Source organism: Cupriavidus lacunae, from assembly GCF_003353055.1.
GTDB classification, from domain to species: domain Bacteria; phylum Pseudomonadota; class Gammaproteobacteria; order Burkholderiales; family Burkholderiaceae; genus Cupriavidus; species Cupriavidus lacunae.
Genome location: NZ_QKWJ01000001.1, coordinates 276221 through 294474, shown reverse-complemented (window position 1 = coordinate 294474; position 18254 = coordinate 276221). Strand labels below are relative to the sequence as shown.

17 protein-coding genes and 1 tRNA gene are annotated in these 18254 nt (G+C 67.1%); 10 read left to right on the top strand and 8 right to left on the bottom strand.

The genetic code is table 11. The features are described from left to right. Positions 1-65 precede the first annotated feature (65 nt). On the top strand, positions 66-287 hold the full coding sequence (locus DN412_RS42945; RefSeq protein WP_133303011.1) for a helix-turn-helix domain-containing protein: 222 nt from the start codon (positions 66-68) through the stop codon (positions 285-287). 427 nt (positions 288-714) lie between these two features. Here the strand turns inward: DN412_RS42945 and DN412_RS01355 are convergent. Then, positions 715-799 (bottom strand) — tRNA-Leu (locus tag DN412_RS01355). A 161-nt stretch (positions 800-960) separates the two neighbouring features. On the opposite strand from DN412_RS01355, the gene DN412_RS01350 reads away from it, so the two are divergent. Continuing rightward, entirely contained in the window at positions 961-1881 is a 921-nt protein-coding gene (locus DN412_RS01350) for an alpha/beta hydrolase (RefSeq protein WP_115012861.1), read from the top strand. A gap of 11 nt (positions 1882-1892) precedes the next feature. Here DN412_RS01350 and DN412_RS01345 read toward each other — a convergent pair whose 3' ends face one another. The 4 genes from DN412_RS01345 to DN412_RS01330 form a co-directional block, all read right to left on the bottom strand. Next, positions 1893-2774, bottom strand: a complete 882-nt coding sequence (locus tag DN412_RS01345) for an NAD(P)-dependent oxidoreductase (protein ID WP_115012860.1) — start codon at positions 2772-2774, stop codon at positions 1893-1895. A gap of 278 nt (positions 2775-3052) precedes the next feature. Continuing rightward, entirely contained in the window at positions 3053-4216 is a 1164-nt protein-coding gene (locus tag DN412_RS01340; RefSeq protein WP_115012859.1) for an ABC transporter substrate-binding protein, read from the bottom strand. 87 nt (positions 4217-4303) lie between these two features. Next, positions 4304-5467 carry a methyltransferase gene (locus DN412_RS01335; protein WP_115012858.1) on the bottom strand — a complete coding sequence of 388 codons (1164 nt, stop codon included), beginning with the start codon at positions 5465-5467 and terminating at the stop codon, positions 4304-4306. An 86-nt stretch (positions 5468-5553) separates the two neighbouring features. Next, the gene (locus DN412_RS01330) at positions 5554-6495 is read right to left on the bottom strand and encodes a CysB family HTH-type transcriptional regulator (protein ID WP_115012857.1); all 942 of its coding nucleotides are present in this window, start codon (positions 6493-6495) and stop codon (positions 5554-5556) included. Positions 6496-6661: 166 nt separating this feature from the next. Between DN412_RS01330 and DN412_RS01325 the strand changes: the two genes are divergently transcribed. Genes DN412_RS01325 through cobA form a run of 7 tightly spaced genes read left to right on the top strand, consistent with a single transcriptional unit; the run spans position 6662 to position 13691 of the window. After that, on the top strand, positions 6662-7435 hold the full coding sequence (locus DN412_RS01325) for a sulfite exporter TauE/SafE family protein (RefSeq protein ID WP_115012856.1): 774 nt from the start codon (positions 6662-6664) through the stop codon (positions 7433-7435). Between the two features lie 28 nt (positions 7436-7463). Further along, entirely contained in the window at positions 7464-9146 is a 1683-nt protein-coding gene (locus tag DN412_RS01320) for a nitrite/sulfite reductase (protein ID WP_115012855.1), read from the top strand. 16 nt (positions 9147-9162) lie between these two features. Beyond that, complete coding sequence (locus DN412_RS01315) at positions 9163-9744, top strand: DUF934 domain-containing protein (protein WP_115012854.1); 582 nt, start codon at positions 9163-9165, stop codon at positions 9742-9744. After that, on the top strand, positions 9741-10544 hold the full coding sequence (locus DN412_RS01310; RefSeq protein ID WP_115012853.1) for a phosphoadenylyl-sulfate reductase: 804 nt from the start codon (positions 9741-9743) through the stop codon (positions 10542-10544). The genes DN412_RS01315 and DN412_RS01310 overlap by 4 nt, the downstream gene beginning before the upstream one ends. A 12-nt stretch (positions 10545-10556) precedes the next feature. Further along, entirely contained in the window at positions 10557-11522 is a 966-nt protein-coding gene (gene cysD, locus DN412_RS01305; RefSeq protein ID WP_115012852.1) for a sulfate adenylyltransferase subunit CysD, read from the top strand. A gap of 25 nt (positions 11523-11547) precedes the next feature. Further along, positions 11548-12852: a sulfate adenylyltransferase subunit 1 gene (locus DN412_RS01300; protein WP_115012851.1), complete on the top strand. Its 1305-nt coding sequence runs from the start codon at positions 11548-11550 to the stop codon at positions 12850-12852. Between the two features lie 38 nt (positions 12853-12890). After that, the gene (cobA, locus tag DN412_RS01295) at positions 12891-13691 is read left to right on the top strand and encodes a uroporphyrinogen-III C-methyltransferase (protein ID WP_115012850.1); all 801 of its coding nucleotides are present in this window, start codon (positions 12891-12893) and stop codon (positions 13689-13691) included. A gap of 83 nt (positions 13692-13774) precedes the next feature. Here the strand turns inward: cobA and DN412_RS01290 are convergent, their stop codons facing one another. Genes DN412_RS01290 through lptF form a run of 3 tightly spaced genes read right to left on the bottom strand, consistent with a single transcriptional unit; the run spans position 13775 to position 16501 of the window. Further along, complete coding sequence (locus DN412_RS01290; RefSeq protein WP_115012849.1) at positions 13775-14167, bottom strand: sirohydrochlorin chelatase; 393 nt, start codon at positions 14165-14167, stop codon at positions 13775-13777. A 13-nt stretch (positions 14168-14180) separates the two neighbouring features. Then, positions 14181-15368 (bottom strand): LPS export ABC transporter permease LptG, encoded by a 1188-nt coding sequence (gene lptG / locus DN412_RS01285; RefSeq protein ID WP_115012848.1) that lies wholly within the window; start codon positions 15366-15368, stop codon positions 14181-14183. Further along, positions 15365-16501 (bottom strand): LPS export ABC transporter permease LptF, encoded by a 1137-nt coding sequence (lptF, locus tag DN412_RS01280; RefSeq protein ID WP_115012847.1) that lies wholly within the window; start codon positions 16499-16501, stop codon positions 15365-15367. The genes lptG and lptF overlap by 4 nt, the downstream gene beginning before the upstream one ends. A 187-nt stretch (positions 16502-16688) precedes the next feature. On the opposite strand from lptF, the gene DN412_RS01275 reads away from it, so the two are divergent. After that, positions 16689-18239 carry a leucyl aminopeptidase gene (locus DN412_RS01275; protein WP_115012846.1) on the top strand — a complete coding sequence of 517 codons (1551 nt, stop codon included), beginning with the start codon at positions 16689-16691 and terminating at the stop codon, positions 18237-18239. The last annotated feature ends 15 nt before the right edge of the window (positions 18240-18254 follow it).

Here is an 18254-nt window from a genome sequence, read left to right as displayed (position 1 = left end):
ATAAGTGAATTCGCGAGGCATCACCAGAACTTAGATGCTCGAGCGTGCCCCAGGAGGCGGGTCAGTTGCCCAAACAGAACGAACTACGCCGCAACGAAGGCCAAAATATCGTCACGGTACGGCGAGCCGAGCAGACAGAGGGCGGCGTAATGCACCGTATCGGCGTCTACATGATTGGGGGCAGAGTAATGCCGGTAGCGACCATATGTGAGAACTGGCTGCTGCGTCTGCAGGAGCTTGCGGTACGCCATTCCTATCTCGGCCTGGCCGCCGCCTATCCACCCTGACGCTGATCGAACTATGGGGCGGGGCGAAACCACGCGATCCCAACGGTAGGCATACGCGCATGTATGTGACGCTGTTGAATAGTCCTGCCTGGCGCGTGCTGGGGTCATCTGCTGCCAAGTTGTTCATGGACCTGCGGGCATCCGTCACCGGCACCGAAGATGCGCGTTTTTTGATTGCAACGTCAGTCGTGGGCATAGCGGGATATGCGTCGCGGTGGATGGGGTCGTCTTGCACCCCACATGCCCCCGCCGTGTTGGGGTGGGTTGGGGGTACATTCTCCCGCGAATGAGGCACTTTTCACGAGATACCCCCAAATGTACCCCCGCTGCCAGTGGGCGTTCTTGGACGTCGCGGGAAGCAAAAACCCCCGCAAAGCTAGGCTGGACGGGCGTTTGTGGACTATTTGGACTGCTTGGGACTTGTTCTTGGTGCCCGGGGTCGGACTCGAACCGACACGCCTTGCGGCGGGGGATTTTGAGTCCCCTGCGTCTACCTGTTTCACCACCCGGGCAGGGTGTATGGCGCCGGAACCGGTGCCGTGCTGAGCCGAGGATTATGCCGGAATTCCCGGCATCGGACAACCGACGCCGGATCCTTGGGCGGTCGCGCAAATCCGGTAGCATGGCGCCCAGCCCCTGACACGCCCACCACCCCGACCACCCCCCGACTGCCATGACCAATCAAGCTTCGCTGGCGCGCCTCGCCAGCCTGCCTTCGCAGGACCCCGGCTTCTATGACCGGGAGTACAACAACCGCGCCAATGTGCCGGACAACCCGGCCCATATGGCGCGCTGGGCGCAGTGGTCCGCGCAGGTGCGCGCGCGCAGCCCCTTCCTGGCGGACCTGAGCTATGCCGGCGAGGACTCGCCGCATGCGCAGGGCGAGACGCTCGACTACTTCCCCGCGCAGCGGGCCAACGGGGCGCTGCCGCCGCTGCTGGTGTTCGTGCATGGGGGCTATTACCGGGCGCTGGACAAGCACGACCACAGCTTTGTCGCCAGCGCGTTGCCGGCGCTGGGCGTGTCGGTGGCCGTGGTCAACTACACGCTGGTGCCAGCGGTGACGGTGCCTGAGATCGTGCGGCAGGTGCTGCGCAGCGTGGCCTGGCTGTACCGGCAGGCGGACCGGCTGGGCCATGATCCGGACAAGCTCTTCCTGGCGGGGCATTCCGTCGGCGGGCACCTGGTGGCGATGCTGATGGCCGCGCGCTGGCCGCAGCTGGATGCGGACCTGCCGGTCGACCTAGTCAAGGGCGGGCTCTCGGTCAGCGGGCTGTACGACATGGAGCCGCTGCGGCGCGCGGCCTTTTTGCAGCGCGACCTGCAGTTCTCGGAAGACGATGTCGCGCGGCTGTCGCCCGCGTATATGCCGCCGGCCAGCGGTGCGCCGCTGGCGATCGCGGTGGGGGAACTCGAGGCCGCCGAATACCACCGCCAGCACGCGCTGATCCGCGCGGCGTGGCCGGCCAAGGTGGCGCATCCGGCGGCGAGCGACCTGGTGCTGGCGGACTGCCATCACTTCAATGTGCTGGACAGCTTTGCCAGCGCGGACGGTGCCCTGACGCGCGCGGTGCTGCGGCTGATGGAGCGCTGACAGGAAGGGCGTCAGCCCTCCAGCACGCGCAGCAGCGACGAGGTGTCGTCCGTGCCCCAGCCCCTGGCCATCAGCGCGCGCAGCTGCGCCGAGGTGGCCTGCATCGCGGGCAGGTCCAGGCCGATTTCCTCGGCGATATCGCGCGCCAGCCCGAAGTCCTTGTCGTGCAGCCGTGCCTCGATGCCGGCCGCGAAGTTGCGCGCCACCATCTTGGGGCCCATCAGGTCGAGCATGCGGCTGCCGGCCATGCCGGTTGCCATGGCCTCGAACACGCGGCCGGTGTCGACGTTCTGCGCGGCGGCAAAACGCATGGCCTCGGCAATGCCTTCGATATTGACCACCTGCGCGATCTGGTTGCACAGCTTGGCGACCTGGCCCGCGCCGTGGTCGCCGATATGGGTGATGGTCTTGCCCAGCCGTTGCAGCAGCGGACGCACGCGCTCCAGCATCTCGGGCTTGCCGCCGACCATGATGGTCAGCGTGGCGGCCTCGGCGCCCATGGTGCCGCCCGAGACCGGGCAGTCCAGTGCCTCGATACCGTGCGCGGCCAGCGCCGCGGCGATCTCGCGCGTGACGATCGGCGAGATGGTGCTATGGTCCACGCAGATGGTGCCCGGCGCGGCGCCGTGGATCACGCCCTGCTCGCCCAGCAACACTTCGCGCACGTCTTCGGACGAGGTCACGTTGGTGAAGACGACGCTGGCGCCGCGCGCCGCTTCGGCGGGGGTGAAGAACGGTTCCGCCCCCAGCGCGCGCGCGGCCTCGGCGGCTTCCGGGCGGCGCACGAAGGCGCGCACGGTGTGGCCGGCGCCCAGCAGGTGGCGGACCATGTGCGAGCCCATGGCGCCCAGGCCGATGAAAGCGACGGTGGTGGGGGTGTGGCTGGTGCTCATTGCAATGCTTCCTTTCTTGATGCGTTGATGCAGCGGGCTGGTCCACTGAATCACTGAAGTTGGTCGGAGCCTGCCATGTCATGCGGGCGCATCGCGTCGTTGCAAATGCTCGCAATAGCCGTGCTATTGCTGCGCTTTGCCCTTGCAGGGCGCACATGCGCTTGCAAGCGCATGTCGCTACGCAGGCGGATTGCCATGCAATCCGAAACCCCTGCTTCGCCCTAGCGCTGCATCCCGCATGACATGTCCTTCACCTCCCATTTCAGTGATTCAGTGGACTACTTGTCGCCCGCATAGGCAAACTTGCCGTTGCGGATCACCCCCATCACGCGTGAACGCTGGTCGAAGCCCTGGTGGTCCTTCGGGTTCATGTTCATCACGCCGTTGGGGATGGTGAGATTGGTGGTGGCTTCCAGCGCGTCGCGCATGGCGGCGCGGAACTCGCGCGTGCCGGGCTGGGCGCCGGTCTTCAGCGCGCGGCGGGCGGCGTCGTCCAGCAGCATCCACGCGCCCCAGGCATCGCCGGCGAACTGCGTGACGCTGTCGGCGCCGTACTTGGCCTCGTAGCGGTTGACGAACTCCAGCGCCACCTTGCGCACCGGGTGGCTCTCGGGCAGCTGGCGCGCCACCACCACCGGCCCGGTCGGGAACAGCGTGCCTTCCACGTCCTTGCCGCCCATGCGCAGGAAGTCCCAGGTGGCGATGCCGTGGGTCTGGTAGACCTTGCCCTTGTAGCCGCGCTCGCCCAGCGTTTTCTGCGGCAGGACGGACGGCGTCCCGGCGCCGGCGATCAGGATCGCGTCCGGATTGGCCGCCATCAGCTTGAGCACCTGCCCGGTCACGGAGGTGTCGTTGCGCGAGAAGCGCTCGTTGGCCACCACCTTGATCTTGCGCACCTCGGCCAGCTTCGAGAACTCGCGCCACCAGCTTTCGCCGTAGGCGTCGGCAAAGCCGATAAAGCCGACGGTCTTCACGCCATGGTTGCTCATGTACTCGGTCAGCACGGTCGCCATGTGCGAGTCGTTCTGCGGCATCTTGAAGGCCCAGCGGCGCTTGGCGTCGGCCTGCGGCTCGACGATGGAGGCCGAGGCGGCCAGCGCCACCATCGGCGTCTCGCCCTCGGCCACGGCGTCGAGCGCGGCGATGGCGGTGGGCGTGATATTGGGGCCGACGATCACGTCGACCTTTTCCTCGGAGATCAGCTTGCGCACGTTGCGCACCGCGGCGGCGGGGTCGGTGCCGTCGTCCAGGATGACGTAGTGCGCCTTCTGCCCGCCCAGGGTCTGGGGCCACATCAGCACGGTGTTCTTGGAGGGGATGCCGATCGAGGCCGCCGGGCCGGTGGTGGACACATCGACGCCGACGCGGATGTCGGCATGCGCGGTGCAGGTGAAGAGCAGGGCGCCAGCCAGCAGCAGGGGGCGCAGGGGCAGTTTCAGCATCGTCTCCTCCGTTCTTATATGTGACGGGAAGGATAGCCGAACTCGGCCGGCGGGGCACCTCCGTGCCCCGCCGCGACCGTCAGGCGGTCAGCGCACGCCCAGGCGCCAGAGCGAGGTCACTTCGGCGGAACGCGCTGCATGCAGCGGATCGGCCGCATCCGTCGCGCGCGGGTGGCGCGGGCGGATATCGGAGCGGCCCAGCACCTTCAGCCCGGCGGCGTCGATCCAGGCCGTCAGCTCCTCGCGCGGGCGCAGGCCGAGATGCTCGGCCAGGTCCGACAGCAGCAGCCAGCCTTCGCCGCCCGGCTCCAGATGGTCGGCCAGCCCTTGCAGGAAGCCGCGCAGCATGGCGCTGTCGGGGTCGAAGACGGCGCGCTCGACCGGCGAGCTGGGCCGTGCCGGCACCCAGGGCGGGTTGCACACCACCAGCGGCGCCCGGCCTTCGGGGAACAGGTCGGCCTGGACGATCTCGACCTCCGCGGTGTAGCCAAGCTGCGCGATGTTCTCGCGCGCGCAGGCCAGCGCGCGCGGATCCTGGTCGGTGGCGACCACGCGCCGCACGCCGCGGCGGGCCAGCACCGCGGCCAGCACGCCGGTGCCGGTGCCGATATCGAAGGCCAGGGTCTTCGCCGGCAGCGGTTCGGCCGCGACCAGGTCGATATATTCGCCGCGCACCGGCGAGAACACGCCGTACCAGGGGTGGATGCGGTCTTCCAGCGCGGGAATCTCCACGCCCTTCTTGCGCCATTCAAAGGCGCCGATCATGCCCAGCAGCTCGCGCATCGATGCCACATAGGCTTCGCCGGCCGGGCCGTAGACCTGCTCGCAGGCGTCGCGCACATCCGGCGCGCGGCGCAGCGGCACCTCGTGGCTGGCCTCGAACGGCAGCAGCAGCATGCCCAGCGTGCGGGCGCGCTGCGACTGGGCCAGCCGGTGCAGGTGAAAGGCTTCGGTCGGCGAAGCCGCCGCACCCTTGGTCTTGTCCTTGGCCTTCTGGCCGGGGCGGCTGGCCTTCTTGGGCTTGCGCTCGGTGCGGCGGGCCAGCGCGTGCAGCAGCTGGCGCGCGTTCTGGAAGTCGCCGCGCCACAGCAGCGCAGTGCCTTCGCAGGCCAGGCGGTAGGCGGTGTCGGCGCTGGTAGTGTCATCGGCGATGACCACGCGCCGGGGCGGCGGCAGGCCGGCTTCGGAGCGCCAGGCGGCGCTGCGCTCGACGCCGTCCTCAGTCCAGTGAATACGGGGCAGGTCGCTCACAGGGCCTCCGGCCGGCAGGGCGTGATGGGCAGTGCATGCATGGTGGGGTTTGCTTCTTATATAGAAGAGGCGGCGGCGGGCCGACCTCAGAGTTCGTAGGCTTCGTGTTCGCCGGACATGGCCTGCTCAACCAGCTTGCGGTTGAGCGTCGGCGAGAACAGTTCGATGAAGGTGTAGACAAAGCTGCGCAGGTAGGCGCCCTGCTTGACGGCCAGGTGCGTCACATTGCTGCCGAACAGGTGGCCGGCCGGGATCCCGCGCAGGTTGCGGTCGCGCTCGGCATCATAGGCCACGCCGGCGACGATGCCCACGCCCAGTCCGATCTCTACATACGTCTTGATCACGTCCGCGTCGATGGCCTCCAGCACGATGTCGGGCTCCAGGTGGCGCAGCGCGAAGGCCTTGTCGATCTTGGTCCGCCCGGCAAAGTTGGCATCGTAGGTGATCAGCGGGAAGCCCATCAGATCCTCCAGCGCCAGGTGCTTCTTGTCCAGCAGCGGATGATCGGGTGGCGTAATCACCATATGCGTCCACTGATAGCCCGGCAACGACACCAGGTTCTTGTCGGCGGAGATGCCTTCCGTGGCGATACCGATATCGGCCTGGTCGTGCAGCAGCATGTCGGCGATCTGCGACGGGTTGCCCTGCTGGATCGACAGCCGCACCTTGGGGTAGCGCTTGGTGAACTCGCTGATCACCCGCGGCAGGGCGTAGCGCGCCTGGGTGTGGGTGGTGGCGATGGTGAAGTTGCCCTGGTCCTGTGCCGCATAGTCCATGCCGACGCGCTTCAGGCTTTCCACTTCCTGCAGGATCTTCTCGACCGAGCTTAGGATGCGCCGCCCCGGCTCGGTCAGGCTGCGGATGCGCTTGCCATGGCGGGTGAAGATATCCACGCCCAGCTCTTCTTCCAGCTCGATGATGGCCTTGGACACGCCAGGTTGTGACGTGTAGAGCGCTTTGGCGGCTTCGGTCAGGTTGTAGTTCTGCCGGACGGCCTCACGCACGAAACGAAACTGGTGCAAGTTCATATATCTGGGTTCGTATAAACAAACAACTTCTTATTAGTTTGAGGTATGAGGCCAGTTTATTACGATTCTCGAACTTTGTTAATGAACGGCCTGCCCTCAGTGCGTCTTCTCGCAGCAGCTACTTTGTGATGCGAGATCCACGGGCCAGGCCCCCACCGAGTCCCCCATGTCTGTTGCCTATACCGTTTCCGGTCTATTTGTAGGCGTCCTCGTCGGTCTGACCGGGGTGGGAGGGGGCTCGCTGATGACGCCGCTGCTGACACTGCTGTTCGGCTTCTCGCCGGCCACCGCGGTCGGCACCGACCTGGCCTTCGCGGCCATCACCAAGGGCTTTGGCACGATCGCGCACCGCGCCCACGGCCATGTGCAGTGGCAAGTGGTGCGCCGCCTGTGCATCGGCAGCCTGCCGGCGGCCGTGGCCGCCATCCTGGTGCTGAAGAGCGCGGGCGAGCTCAACGCGCAGTGGCTGCATGCGATCCGGCTGACCATCGGCGTCTCGGTGCTGCTGACGGTGCTGTCGCTGCTGTTCCGCAAGCAACTGCTGGCCTGGCTGGCGCGCAACCCCCGCTTCCAGCTGGAAGGCCGCCGCCAGGCGGTCGCCACCGTGGCGGTGGGCGTGGTGCTGGGCGTGCTGGTGACGGTGTCGTCGATCGGCGCCGGCGCGGTTGGCGCCACGCTGATCCTGCTGCTGTATCCCCATATGAAACCGGCCGAAGTGGCCGGCACCGACATTGCCTACGCCGTCCCGCTGACGGCGATTGCCGGGCTGGGCCATGTGTGGCTTGGCACGGTCGACTGGAATTTGCTGCTGTCGCTGCTGGTGGGTTCGATCCCCGGCATCTGGCTGGGCGCGCAATTGTCGCGGGCGCTGCCCGAACGGCTGGTGCGTGCCGCACTGGCGACCACGCTGACGCTCGTTGCCATCAAGCTTGTTTCCTGAATTTAACGAATACTGAACGGATCCCGCCATGTATCAGTACGACCAATATGACCAGCGCATCGTCGCCGAGCGCGTCGCCCAGTTCCGTGACCAGGTGCGCCGCCGCCTGTCCGGCGAGCTGACCGAGGAAGAATTCCTGCCGCTGCGCCTGCAGAACGGCCTGTACATGCAGCGCCATGCCTACATGCTGCGCGTGGCGATCCCGTACGGCCTGCTGTCGTCGAAGCAGATGCGCAAGCTGGGCCATATCGCGCGCGAGTACGACCGCGGCTACGGCCACTTCTCTACCCGCCAGAACATCCAGTACAACTGGATGGACCTGGAGCGCGTGCCCGACGTGCTGGCCGAGCTGGCCAGCGTCGAGATGCACGCGATCCAGACCTCGGGCAACTGCGTGCGCAACATCACCACCGACCACTTCGCCGGCGTCGCGCCGGACGAATCGGTGGACCCGCGCGTGCTGGCCGAGCTGCTGCGCCAGTGGAGCACCTTCCAGCCGGAATTTGCCTTCCTGCCGCGCAAGTTCAAGATCGCGATCTCGGCATCGGCCGACGACCGCGCGGTGGTGCAGATGCACGACATCGGCATCTACGCCTACAAGAACGCCGAAGGCGAAACGCGCCTGCGCATCCTGGCCGGCGGCGGCCTTGGCCGCACGCCGATCCTGGGCACGGTCATCAAGGACGACCTGCCGTGGCAGCACATGCTGTCCTATGTCGAGTCGGCCATCCGCGTGTACAACCGCTATGGCCGTCGCGACAACAAGTACAAGGCGCGCATCAAGATCCTGGTGAAGGCCATCGGCGCCGAGAAGTTCGCGCAGGAAGTCGAGGAAGAATGGCAGCACAGCAAGGACGGCCCGGCCACGCTGACGCAGGCCGAGTTCGACCGCGTGGCGCAGTACTTCACGCCGCCGGCCTATGAAAAGCTGGCTGACACCGACGCCTCGTACGAGAACCACCTGCTGGAAGACAAGGCCTTTGCGCGCTGGGTCAGCCGCAACGTGCACGGCCACAAGGTGCCGGGCTACGCCGCGGTGACGCTGTCGACCAAGCCCGGCGTGGTGTCGCCCCCGGGGGACGCCACCGACGCGCAGATCGAAGCCGTGGCCGACCTGGCCGACCAGTTCGGCTTTGGCGAGCTGCGCGTGGCGCACGAGCAGAACCTGATCCTTCCGGACGTGAAGAAGCAGGACCTGTTCAAGCTGTGGGGCCTGGCCAGGAAGGCCGGCCTGGCCACGCCCAACATCGGCCTGCTGACCGACATCATCGCCTGCCCGGGCGGCGACTTCTGCTCGCTGGCCAATGCCAAGTCGATCCCCATCGCGCAGGCGATCCAGGAGCGCTTCGACGACCTCGACTATGTCTATGACCTGGGCGAGATCTCGCTGAATATCTCGGGCTGCATCAACGCCTGCGGCCATCACCACGTCGGCAATATCGGCGTGCTGGGCGTCGACAAGGATGGTTCCGAGTGGTATCAGGTCACGCTGGGCGGCGCCCAGGGCAACCAGACCGCGCTGGGCAAGGTGATCGGCCCGTCGTTCAGCGCCGAGGAAATGCCCGAGGTGGTGACCCGCATCATCGACACCTTCGTGGCCAACCGCATCGAAGACGAACGCTTTATCGAAACCCTGTCCCGCATCGGCATCGCTCCGTTCAAGGAACGCGTTTATGCCGACAAGCAACCGCGCGAGCGCGCTGAAGCCTGAGGACCGGAGACTGAACATGGCAAAGATCATTCAACTGCAACAGGACGGCGCTACCGTCGCCCCCGTCATCGTCGATGACGCCTGGACCGTGCTGCGCGGCACCGCCGAGCAGCCGCTGACCGACGAGCAGATCGCCGCGGCCGTGCAAAGCCAGGACGCGGTGCTGTTCCCGCTGTCGGTGTGGAAGGCCAACGAATCGCTGCTGGCCGGCCGCGACGCGGCTCGCACCGGCGTGTGGCTGGCCCCGGAAGACGAGCCGGGCGATGCCGAGGCCTTGTTCGCGCGCGTGGCGCTGGTGGCGGTGGACTTCCCGGTGTTCCGCGACGGCCGCGGCTTCTCCACGGCCTACCTGCTGCGCACCCGCTACCACTGGAAGGGCCAGCTGCGCGCCATCGGCGACGTGCTGCGCGACCAGCTCAACTTCATGAAGCGTTGCGGCTTCGACGCCTTCGCGGTGCGCGCCGACAAGAGCATCGACGACGCCATCAAGGGCTTTACCGAGTTCACCGTGACCTACCAGGCCTCGGTGGACGAGCCGCTGCCCCTGTTCCGCCGCGCGCGGGCAGAGGTTGGCGCGCAAGCGAAGGAAACGGCATGAGCACGGTGCTGAGCGACATCGCCGTGGTCGATGCTGGCGCCGTATCGGCGCTGCGTCCGCCCGCGCTGTGGGTCGCGCCGGAATACACCGGCAGCGTCGCCGCGCTGGAACAGAAGGAGCGTGAGCTGGGCGAACGCCTGGCGGGCATCGCCGGCCGCTACTTCCGCGCGCGCTTTGCCTCGAGCCTGGCGGCCGAGGACATGGTGCTGACCGACGCGATCCTGCGCGGCACCGAAGGCGTGCGCGCGGGCATCCGCGTGTTCACGCTGCAGACCGGGCGCCTGCACGCCGAGACGCTGGCGGTGCTGGACAAGGTGCAGGCGCACTACGGCTACAGCATCGAGCAGTTCACGCCGGACGCCGAGGCTGTCGAGAACTACCTGAAGAAGCACGGGCTGAATGGCTTCTACGACAGCATCGACCTGCGCAAGGAATGCTGCGGCATCCGCAAGGTCGAGCCGCTCAACCGCGCGCTCTCGCACGCGGACGCGTGGCTGACCGGCCAGCGCCGCGAGCAGGCCGTCACGCGCTCGGAACTGCCGTTCGAGGAACTGGACGAGGCCCGCGGCATCCCCAAGTTCAATCCGCTGGCGGACTGGAGCGAGGCCGAGGTGTGGGCCTACCTGAAGCGCCACAACGTGCCCGTCAACGACCTGCACGCCAAGGGCTACCCCAGCATCGGCTGCGAGCCGTGTACGCGTGCGGTGCGCGCGGGCGAGGACGTGCGCGCGGGACGTTGGTGGTGGGAGAGCAAGGACTCGAAAGAGTGCGGGCTCCACGAACAGAACATCAAGCATTGAGGCCGGAATAAAATGGGCATCATGAACGACATCGCAGAAGCCACCAGCAGCGTGGCGCACCTGTTGCAGGTACAGAACGACCATCTCGACCGCCTGGAGGCGGAGTCCATCTACATCATCCGCGAGGTGGTGGCCGAGTGCCGCAACCCGGCGCTGCTGTTCTCCGGCGGCAAGGACTCGATCGTGATGCTGCACCTGGCGCTGAAGGCCTTCCGCCTGGGCGACCGCAAGATCGAGCTGCCGTTCCCGCTGGTGCATATCGACACCGGCCACAACTATCCGGAAGTCATCGCCTTCCGCGACCAGCGCGTGGCTGAGCTGGGCGCGCGCCTGGTGGTGGGCCATGTCGAGGATTCGATCAAGCGCGGCACCGTGCGGCTGCGCAAGGAAACCGATTCGCGCAACGCGGCCCAGGCCGTGACGCTGCTGGAAACCATCGGCGAGCATCAATTCGACGCGCTGATGGGCGGCGCCCGCCGCGACGAAGAGAAGGCCCGCGCCAAGGAGCGCATCTTCTCGTTCCGCGACGAGTTCGGCCAGTGGGACCCCAAGGCCCAGCGCCCCGAGCTGTGGAGCCTGTACAACGCCCGCATGGCGCAGGGCGAGCAGATGCGCGTGTTTCCGATCTCGAACTGGACCGAGCTGGACGTGTGGCAGTACATCGCCCGCGAAAAGCTGGCGCTGCCGCCGATCTACTACGCGCACGAGCGCGAAGTGGTGCGCAAGAACGGCCTGCTGGTGCCGGTCACGCCGATCACGCCCAAGCAGGACGGCGATGTCAGCGAGGTGCTGTCGGTGCGCTTCCGCACCGTGGGCGACATCAGCTGCACCTGCCCGGTGGCCAGCGTTGCCGATTCGCCGGAAGCGATCATCGCCGAGACCGCGGTGACCGAGATCACCGAGCGCGGCGCCACCCGCATGGACGACCAGACGAGCGAAGCCTCGATGGAACGCCGCAAGAAGGAAGGCTACTTCTAAGCCGCACGCAGCAAAGGATTCAGACATGACTCACCAAGCAACCCATCAAGGCCTGCTGCGCTTTATCACCGCCGGCTCCGTCGACGACGGCAAGAGCACGCTGATCGGCCGCCTGCTGTATGACAGCAAGGCTGTGCTGTCCGACCAGCTGACCGCGCTGGCCAACGCCAAGAACAAGCGCACCGCCGGCGAGCAGATCGACTTCTCGCTGCTGACCGACGGCCTGGAGGCCGAGCGCGAGCAGGGCATCACCATCGACGTGGCCTACCGCTACTTCTCGACCGCGCGCCGCAAGTTCATCATCGCGGACACGCCGGGCCACGAGCAGTACACCCGCAACATGGTCACTGGCGCCTCGACCGCGGACGCGGCCATCGTGCTGGTCGATGCCACCCGTGTCACCGTCAAGGACGGCCGCGCCGAGCTGCTGGCCCAGACCAAGCGCCATTCGGCGATCCTGAAGCTGCTGGAAATCCGCCACGTGATCGTCGCCATCAACAAGATGGACCTGGTCGACTACAGCGAAGAGCGCTTCAACGAGATCCGCACCGCCTACACCGAACTGGCCAGCCAGCTCGGCCTGAAGGACGTGCGCTACGTGCCGGTGTCGGCGCTGCGCGGCGACAATATCGTGCACGAGAGCGATGCCATGCCGTGGTTCCAGGGCGAGCCGCTGCTGCCGCTGCTGGAGGACCTGCCGGTGGAAGAAGCCGCGCCCGAGGACGATGCCGCGCTGCGCTTCCCGGTGCAACTGGTGATCCGCCAGGACGGTTCCCAGTCGGACGACTTCCGCGGCTATGCCGGCCGCATCGAAGCCGGCACCGTGCGCGTCGGCCAGAAGCTGCGCGTGCTGCCCGCCAACCGCGAAGCCGTGGTCGCCGAGGTGCTGACGCCCAACGGCGTGGCGGAATCCGCCAACGTCGGTGACACTGTCACCGTGCGCCTGACCGAGGACGTCGATGTATCACGCGGTGACATGTTCGTCGCCGCCGATGCCGCCACCGCGCCGGCCAAGAAGCTGCAGGCCGACCTGTGCTGGTTCGACGACGAATCGCTGAACCCGGCGCGCAAGTACGTGCTCAAGCACACCACGGCGAGCGTGTTCGCGCGCGTGTCGGCGGTGGACCGCGTGCTGGACGTGCACACGCTGTCGCATGAGACTGGCCGCCACGATATCCGCCTGAACGACATCGGTTCGGTGCAGATCTCGCTGCAGAAGCCGATCGTGTGCGATGCCTATGGCGACAACCCGGCAACGGGCGCCTTCGTCCTGATCGACGAAGCGACCAACCACACGGTGGCCGCAGGCATGATCCGTGCGTTCTCCTGATCGCTGACAGACAGGAACGAACAGGCTAGGGGCCGGAGATGAACCAGCAGGCACAGAAGACTTACGGCAAGGTGAGCCTCATCGGGGCAGGCCCCGGTGCGGCAGATCTCATTACGGTGCGTGGTGCACGGCTTTTGGGCGAAGCCCAGGTGGTGCTGCACGATGCACTGGTAGCGCCGGAGATGCTGGCCTGGTGTCCGCAGGCGGAACTGGTCGAGGTGGGCAAGCGCTGCGGGCAGCGCTCCACCGCGCAGCTGTTCATCAACCGCCAGATCGTCGACCTGGCCAGCAAGTACGAGCGCGTGGTGCGCCTGAAGGGCGGCGACCCGATGCTGTTCGGCCGCGCCGACGAGGAACTGCAGGCGCTGGAAGCGGCCGGCATCGAATACGAAGTGGTGCCGGGCATCACCGCTGCGCTGGCGGCTGCTTCGGCAATCGGCAAGCCGCTGACCAAGCGGGGTGTGTCGCGCAGCGTGGCGTTTGCCACGCAGGCAAAGGCCGCGGATGGTGAGGGCTCGGCCGACATCGAAGCCGCGGTCAAGGCCGATACGCTGGTCTATTACATGGGCCGCGACCAGGCGGCATCGATTGCCGCGCAGCTGATCGCGCATGGCAAGCCGGCTTCTACGCCGGCGTGGGTGGTGGAAGCCGTCTCCACGCCGCGGCAGCGCAGTCGTGAATTCACACTCGGCCGGATGGCCGCAGGTGAAGCGGCCGCGTGGATCGATCCGGTGCAGCCGAGCCTGCTGATGATTGGGGCCGCGCTGGCCGCGCGGGCCACCGAAACGCCGCGCGAAGGCGTCGGCGAAACCGCAGTGCAGACGCCGCGCGCCGCCTGATCTCTACCTGAGCGCCACCAAGCAAAAAGCCCTGTATCGGCATGCCGGTACAGGGCTTTTGTCATGGCGGGCCGCGCTTCTGCTCAGGGCTGGCTGCTTCCGGGCAATGAGGCAACGCAGTACGCCGCCATCGCATCCAGCACCGCATCGGCCTCGCCCACTGCCGTCGCGCAATGGATGCGCAGCCCGGGGTGCGCTTGCCGGCATTGGTCGAGCAAGGCCGGCAGGTCGCGCCGCAGGTGACCGCCCTGGCCCAGGAACACCGGCACCACGGTGACGTCGGACATGCCGTGCGCCGCCAGGTCGGCCAGCGCGTCCGGCAGCACCGGCGTCATCAGCTCCAGGAACGCCAGCCGCACCTCGCACCTGGGCAGGGCAGCGGCTACCTTCTGCTGCAGGCGGTCGAACGGCTCGCGCCAGCGCGCATCGCGCGCGCCGTGCGCGAACAGCACCAGGGCCTGGGTGGGCGCGGTCATGGCAACCCTCGCCTCAGTGCCGGTCCACCCAACGCAGTGCCAGCAGCGCCACCATCAGGTAGAGCGTGCCCGGCACCAGCGCCGAGATGATCGGCGGCCAGGTATGCAGCAGGCCGACATGCGAGAACAGCGTATTCGACAAGTGGAACGACAGCCCCAGCATGATGCCGCCGAACACCTTCACGCCGACGGCGCCGGCGCGTGCGTGCAGGTAGGCGAAAGGCAGGGCCAGAGCCACCATCACGAACAGCGTCAGCGGGTAGACCACCTTCTTCCAGAAGGCGATCTCATAGCGCTGCGTGTCCTGCTTGTTGTCGCGCAGGTGGCGGATATAGCGGAACAGGTCCAGCGTCGACATCCGTTCCGGCGTCACCAGCAGCACCGACAGGATCTGCGGCGTCAGCTCGGAATGCATGGCCACGCGCGGGAACTTGACCTGCTCGGCGCGGAAGTCCGGGGTCAGGGCGTCGCGCGCGGGGGCCGGGTGTTGGGCGGCTGCCGGATGCGCGCCCTGGGCCTGCGGCGCCAGCTCGATGAAGCGGGTTTCGCTGACGTTCTGCAGCTCCCACGACTGGCCCCCCTGGTAGCGCCCCTCCTGCGCCACGCGGATCACGCGCAGGCGGTATTGCGGGTCGAACTCATACATGGTGATGCCGGTGATGGTCTGGTCCGGCCGCAGCCCCGCCACGTTGACGAAGCGGGTGATCTCGCCGCCGCCGGCGGCATCCTTGTCGCGGTCCTTGACCCAGACCCCGGAGCGGAAGTCCGACGACACCGTTGCGCCGATTGCCTCGAGCTTGACCTTCTGCGCGAACTGCTCGGCGCGCGGGCCGATGAACTCGCCGAAGATAAAGGTCACCAGCGCTAGCGGCACCGCCAGCTTGAACAGCGAGAACAGCGCCTGGCGCGTGTTCAGGCCGGCCACGCGGAAGATGGTGAACTCGGACTGGCTGGCCAGCTGCGAGAACACGTAGATCGCACTGATCAGCACCGCGATCGGCAGCACTTCGTACACGCGCGTGGGCGCCTGCAGCAGCACGTGGAACAGCGCGATCAGCGAGGTGTACTTGCCGTTGACGCTCTCCAGCTCACTGAGCATGTCGAAGAACACGAACAGCGACAGCACCGCGAACAGGATGAAGGCGAACACGCCATAGACCAGGCGGCCGAAGTAGCGTTCATAGACGCGCAGGATCCTCATGCCCGGCCTCCGGTGGTCGCACGCGTGCCGGTATTGCGCCTGCGCAGGCCGAACACGGCGCGCCAGCCGCCCAGGCTGCGGTTCTGGCGGTAGCGGAACAGCAGCAGCGCCCCCAGCAACACCCCCAGGTGGATCGGCCACCATGCCAGCCAGAACGGAAGCGCGCCCGAGCGCACCCAGGACTGCGACAGGTTGATCAGGTTGCTGTAGGTCAGGTAGATCAGCACCGCGAACACCAGCGGCGTGTAGCGTCCCAGGCGCGGGTTCACGTAGGCCAGCGGGATCGCGATCATGACGAAGTTAAAGGCCAGGATCGGCAGCGAGATGCGCCACAGCAGCTCGCCCAGGTTTTCACGCGTGGGGTTGCGGATCAGGTCGATGGTGTCGCGGCTCTTGGGCGGCGTGTCGGCCTCGGACTCGGGCGGCTTGTTGTCCACCTTGACCGCATAGCGTTCGAACTCGACGATGCGGTAGTCGATCTGGCCGGGCGTGCCGGAATAGCGCCGCCCGTTTTCCATCACCACCAGGCGGTCGCCGTTGGGCATGGTCTCGAACTGGCCCTGGTGCGCCAGCGCCACGCCGATCTTGTTGGCTTCGGCGTTGGCCACGAAGACATTGCGCGCATGCTTCATGTCGGCGTCCATGCCTTCGATGAACAGCACGTAGTTGGCCTTGGCGGGCTCGATAAAGCGGCCGGCGGCGATCATCGACATCACCCCGCGCTGCTCGAAGCGGTCGCGGAACAGCGTGCTCTGCTGGTTGGCCCAGGGCCAGGCGAACATGCCCAGCAGCAGCGCCAGCACGATGAAGGGCGCGGCGAACTGCAGCACCGGCTTGACCAGGTCGCGCAGCGAGATGCCGGCGGAGAACCACACCACCATTTCCGAATCCTTGTACCAGCGCGTCAGCACGATCAGGGTGGAAATGAACAGCGTGGCCGAGAGCAGGATCGACAGGTAGCCGATGGTGGCCAGGCCGATCAGCATCAGCACGTCGTTGGGGCTGGCCTTGCCGTTGGCTGCCATCCCCAGGATGCGGATCACGAGCGACGTGAGCATGAAGGTCAGCATCACCAGGAACACCGCGCCGGCGGTGTAGGCGAGCTCGCGTCGCAGGGCTTGTTGAAGGATCATGCAGGTTCGGTTCCGGGCTGCCGGCCGGAGCGGGCGATGTGCCGTGCGATGTGCCTGGCAGAACGGCTGGCTGGCGGCACAGCGTGCTGTCAGCGTGGCCGGGGCGTATCAGCGGCGGCAGGTCGCGGGGTAAAAATCGCGGATAATGGAGGCTTTCGTGTCTAACGAGCCCCTGGAAGGAAGCGCGATGGAATTTAGCACAAAAGCCCTGGATTGGAGCAAAGCCGGCCAAAATGGTTTCCTGGCGACCAAGACCGACTGCCTCGTGGTTGGACTGTTCGAAGGCCAGAACCTGGCCGGCGTGGCCAAGGCCCTGGATGTGGCCACCAAGGGCTTGGTGGGCCGCCTGGTCAAGCAGGGCGACTTCGAGGGCAAGCGCGGCACGCACCTGATGCTGCATGAGGTGGCCGGCGTGGGTGCCGCGCGCGTGCTGCTGGTGGGCCTGGGCAAGGAAGCCGATTTCAGCGACAAGGCCTTTGCCGATGCGGTCCGTACCGCCGTGCGTGCCTTGTCGTCCACGCGTGCGGCCACGGCCCTGTGGTGCCTGGCGCAACAGGCGCCACAGCAGCGCGACGTCGCCTGGGCCGTCATCACCACCATCACCCTGGTGCGCGACGCCGGCTACCGCCTGCTGGAGCGCCATCCGGGCCTGAAGCGCGCCAACGCCCAGACTGCCGCCAGCGGCAAGCCCAACGGCAGCGACATGTCATCGCTGCGCAAGGTCGTGATCGCGGTCGACAGCGCCGACGCCCGCGCCGCCACCCAGGCCGCAGTGCGCGGCACCGCCATCGCCAACGGCATGGAGCTGACGCGCGACCTGGGCAACCTGCCGTCCAATATCTGTACGCCGACCTACCTGGCCAATACCGCCCGCGGCATTGCCAAGCGCCACAAGCTCAAGGCCGAGATCCTGGGCCGCAAGCAGATCGAGGCCCTGAACATGGGCGCCTTCCTGGCCGTGACCAAGGGCAGCGAGGAGCCGCCCCAGTTCATCGTGCTGCGCTATGACGGCGCCGGCGCCAAGCAGGCGCCGGTGGTGCTGGTGGGCAAGGGCATCACCTTCGACACCGGCGGCATCTCGCTCAAGCCGGGCGAGGGCATGGACGAGATGAAGTACGACATGTGCGGCGCCGCCTCGGTGCTGGGCACGATCCAGGCCGCCGCCGAGATGGGCCTGAAGCTCAATGTCGTCGCCGTGGTCCCGACCTGCGAGAACATGCCGAGTGGCATCGCCACCAAGCCTGGTGACGTGGTCACCAGCATGTCCGGCCAGACCATCGAGATCCTGAACACCGATGCCGAAGGCCGCCTGATCCTGTGCGACGCGCTGACCTACGTGGAGCGCTTCAAGCCGGCCGCGGTGATCGACGTGGCGACCCTGACCGGCGCCTGCATCATCGCGCTCGGCCACGTCAACAGCGGCCTGTACGCGCGCTCCGACGCGCTTGCCGACGCCCTGCTCCAGTCCGGCCGCCGCGCCATGGACACCGCCTGGCGCATGCCGCTGGACGACGAGTACCAGGACCAGCTCAAGTCCAACTTTGCCGACATGGGCAATATCGGCGGCCGCCCGGCCGGCAGCGTCACCGCGGCCTGCTTCCTGGCGCGCTTTACCGAGAAGTACGACTGGGCCCACCTGGACATCGCCGGCACGGCCTGGAAGAGCGGCGCGGCCAAGGGCGCCACCGGCCGCCCGGTGCCGATGCTGACGCAGTTCCTGATGGACCGCGCGGCCTGAGGGCGGCGGTCAAAG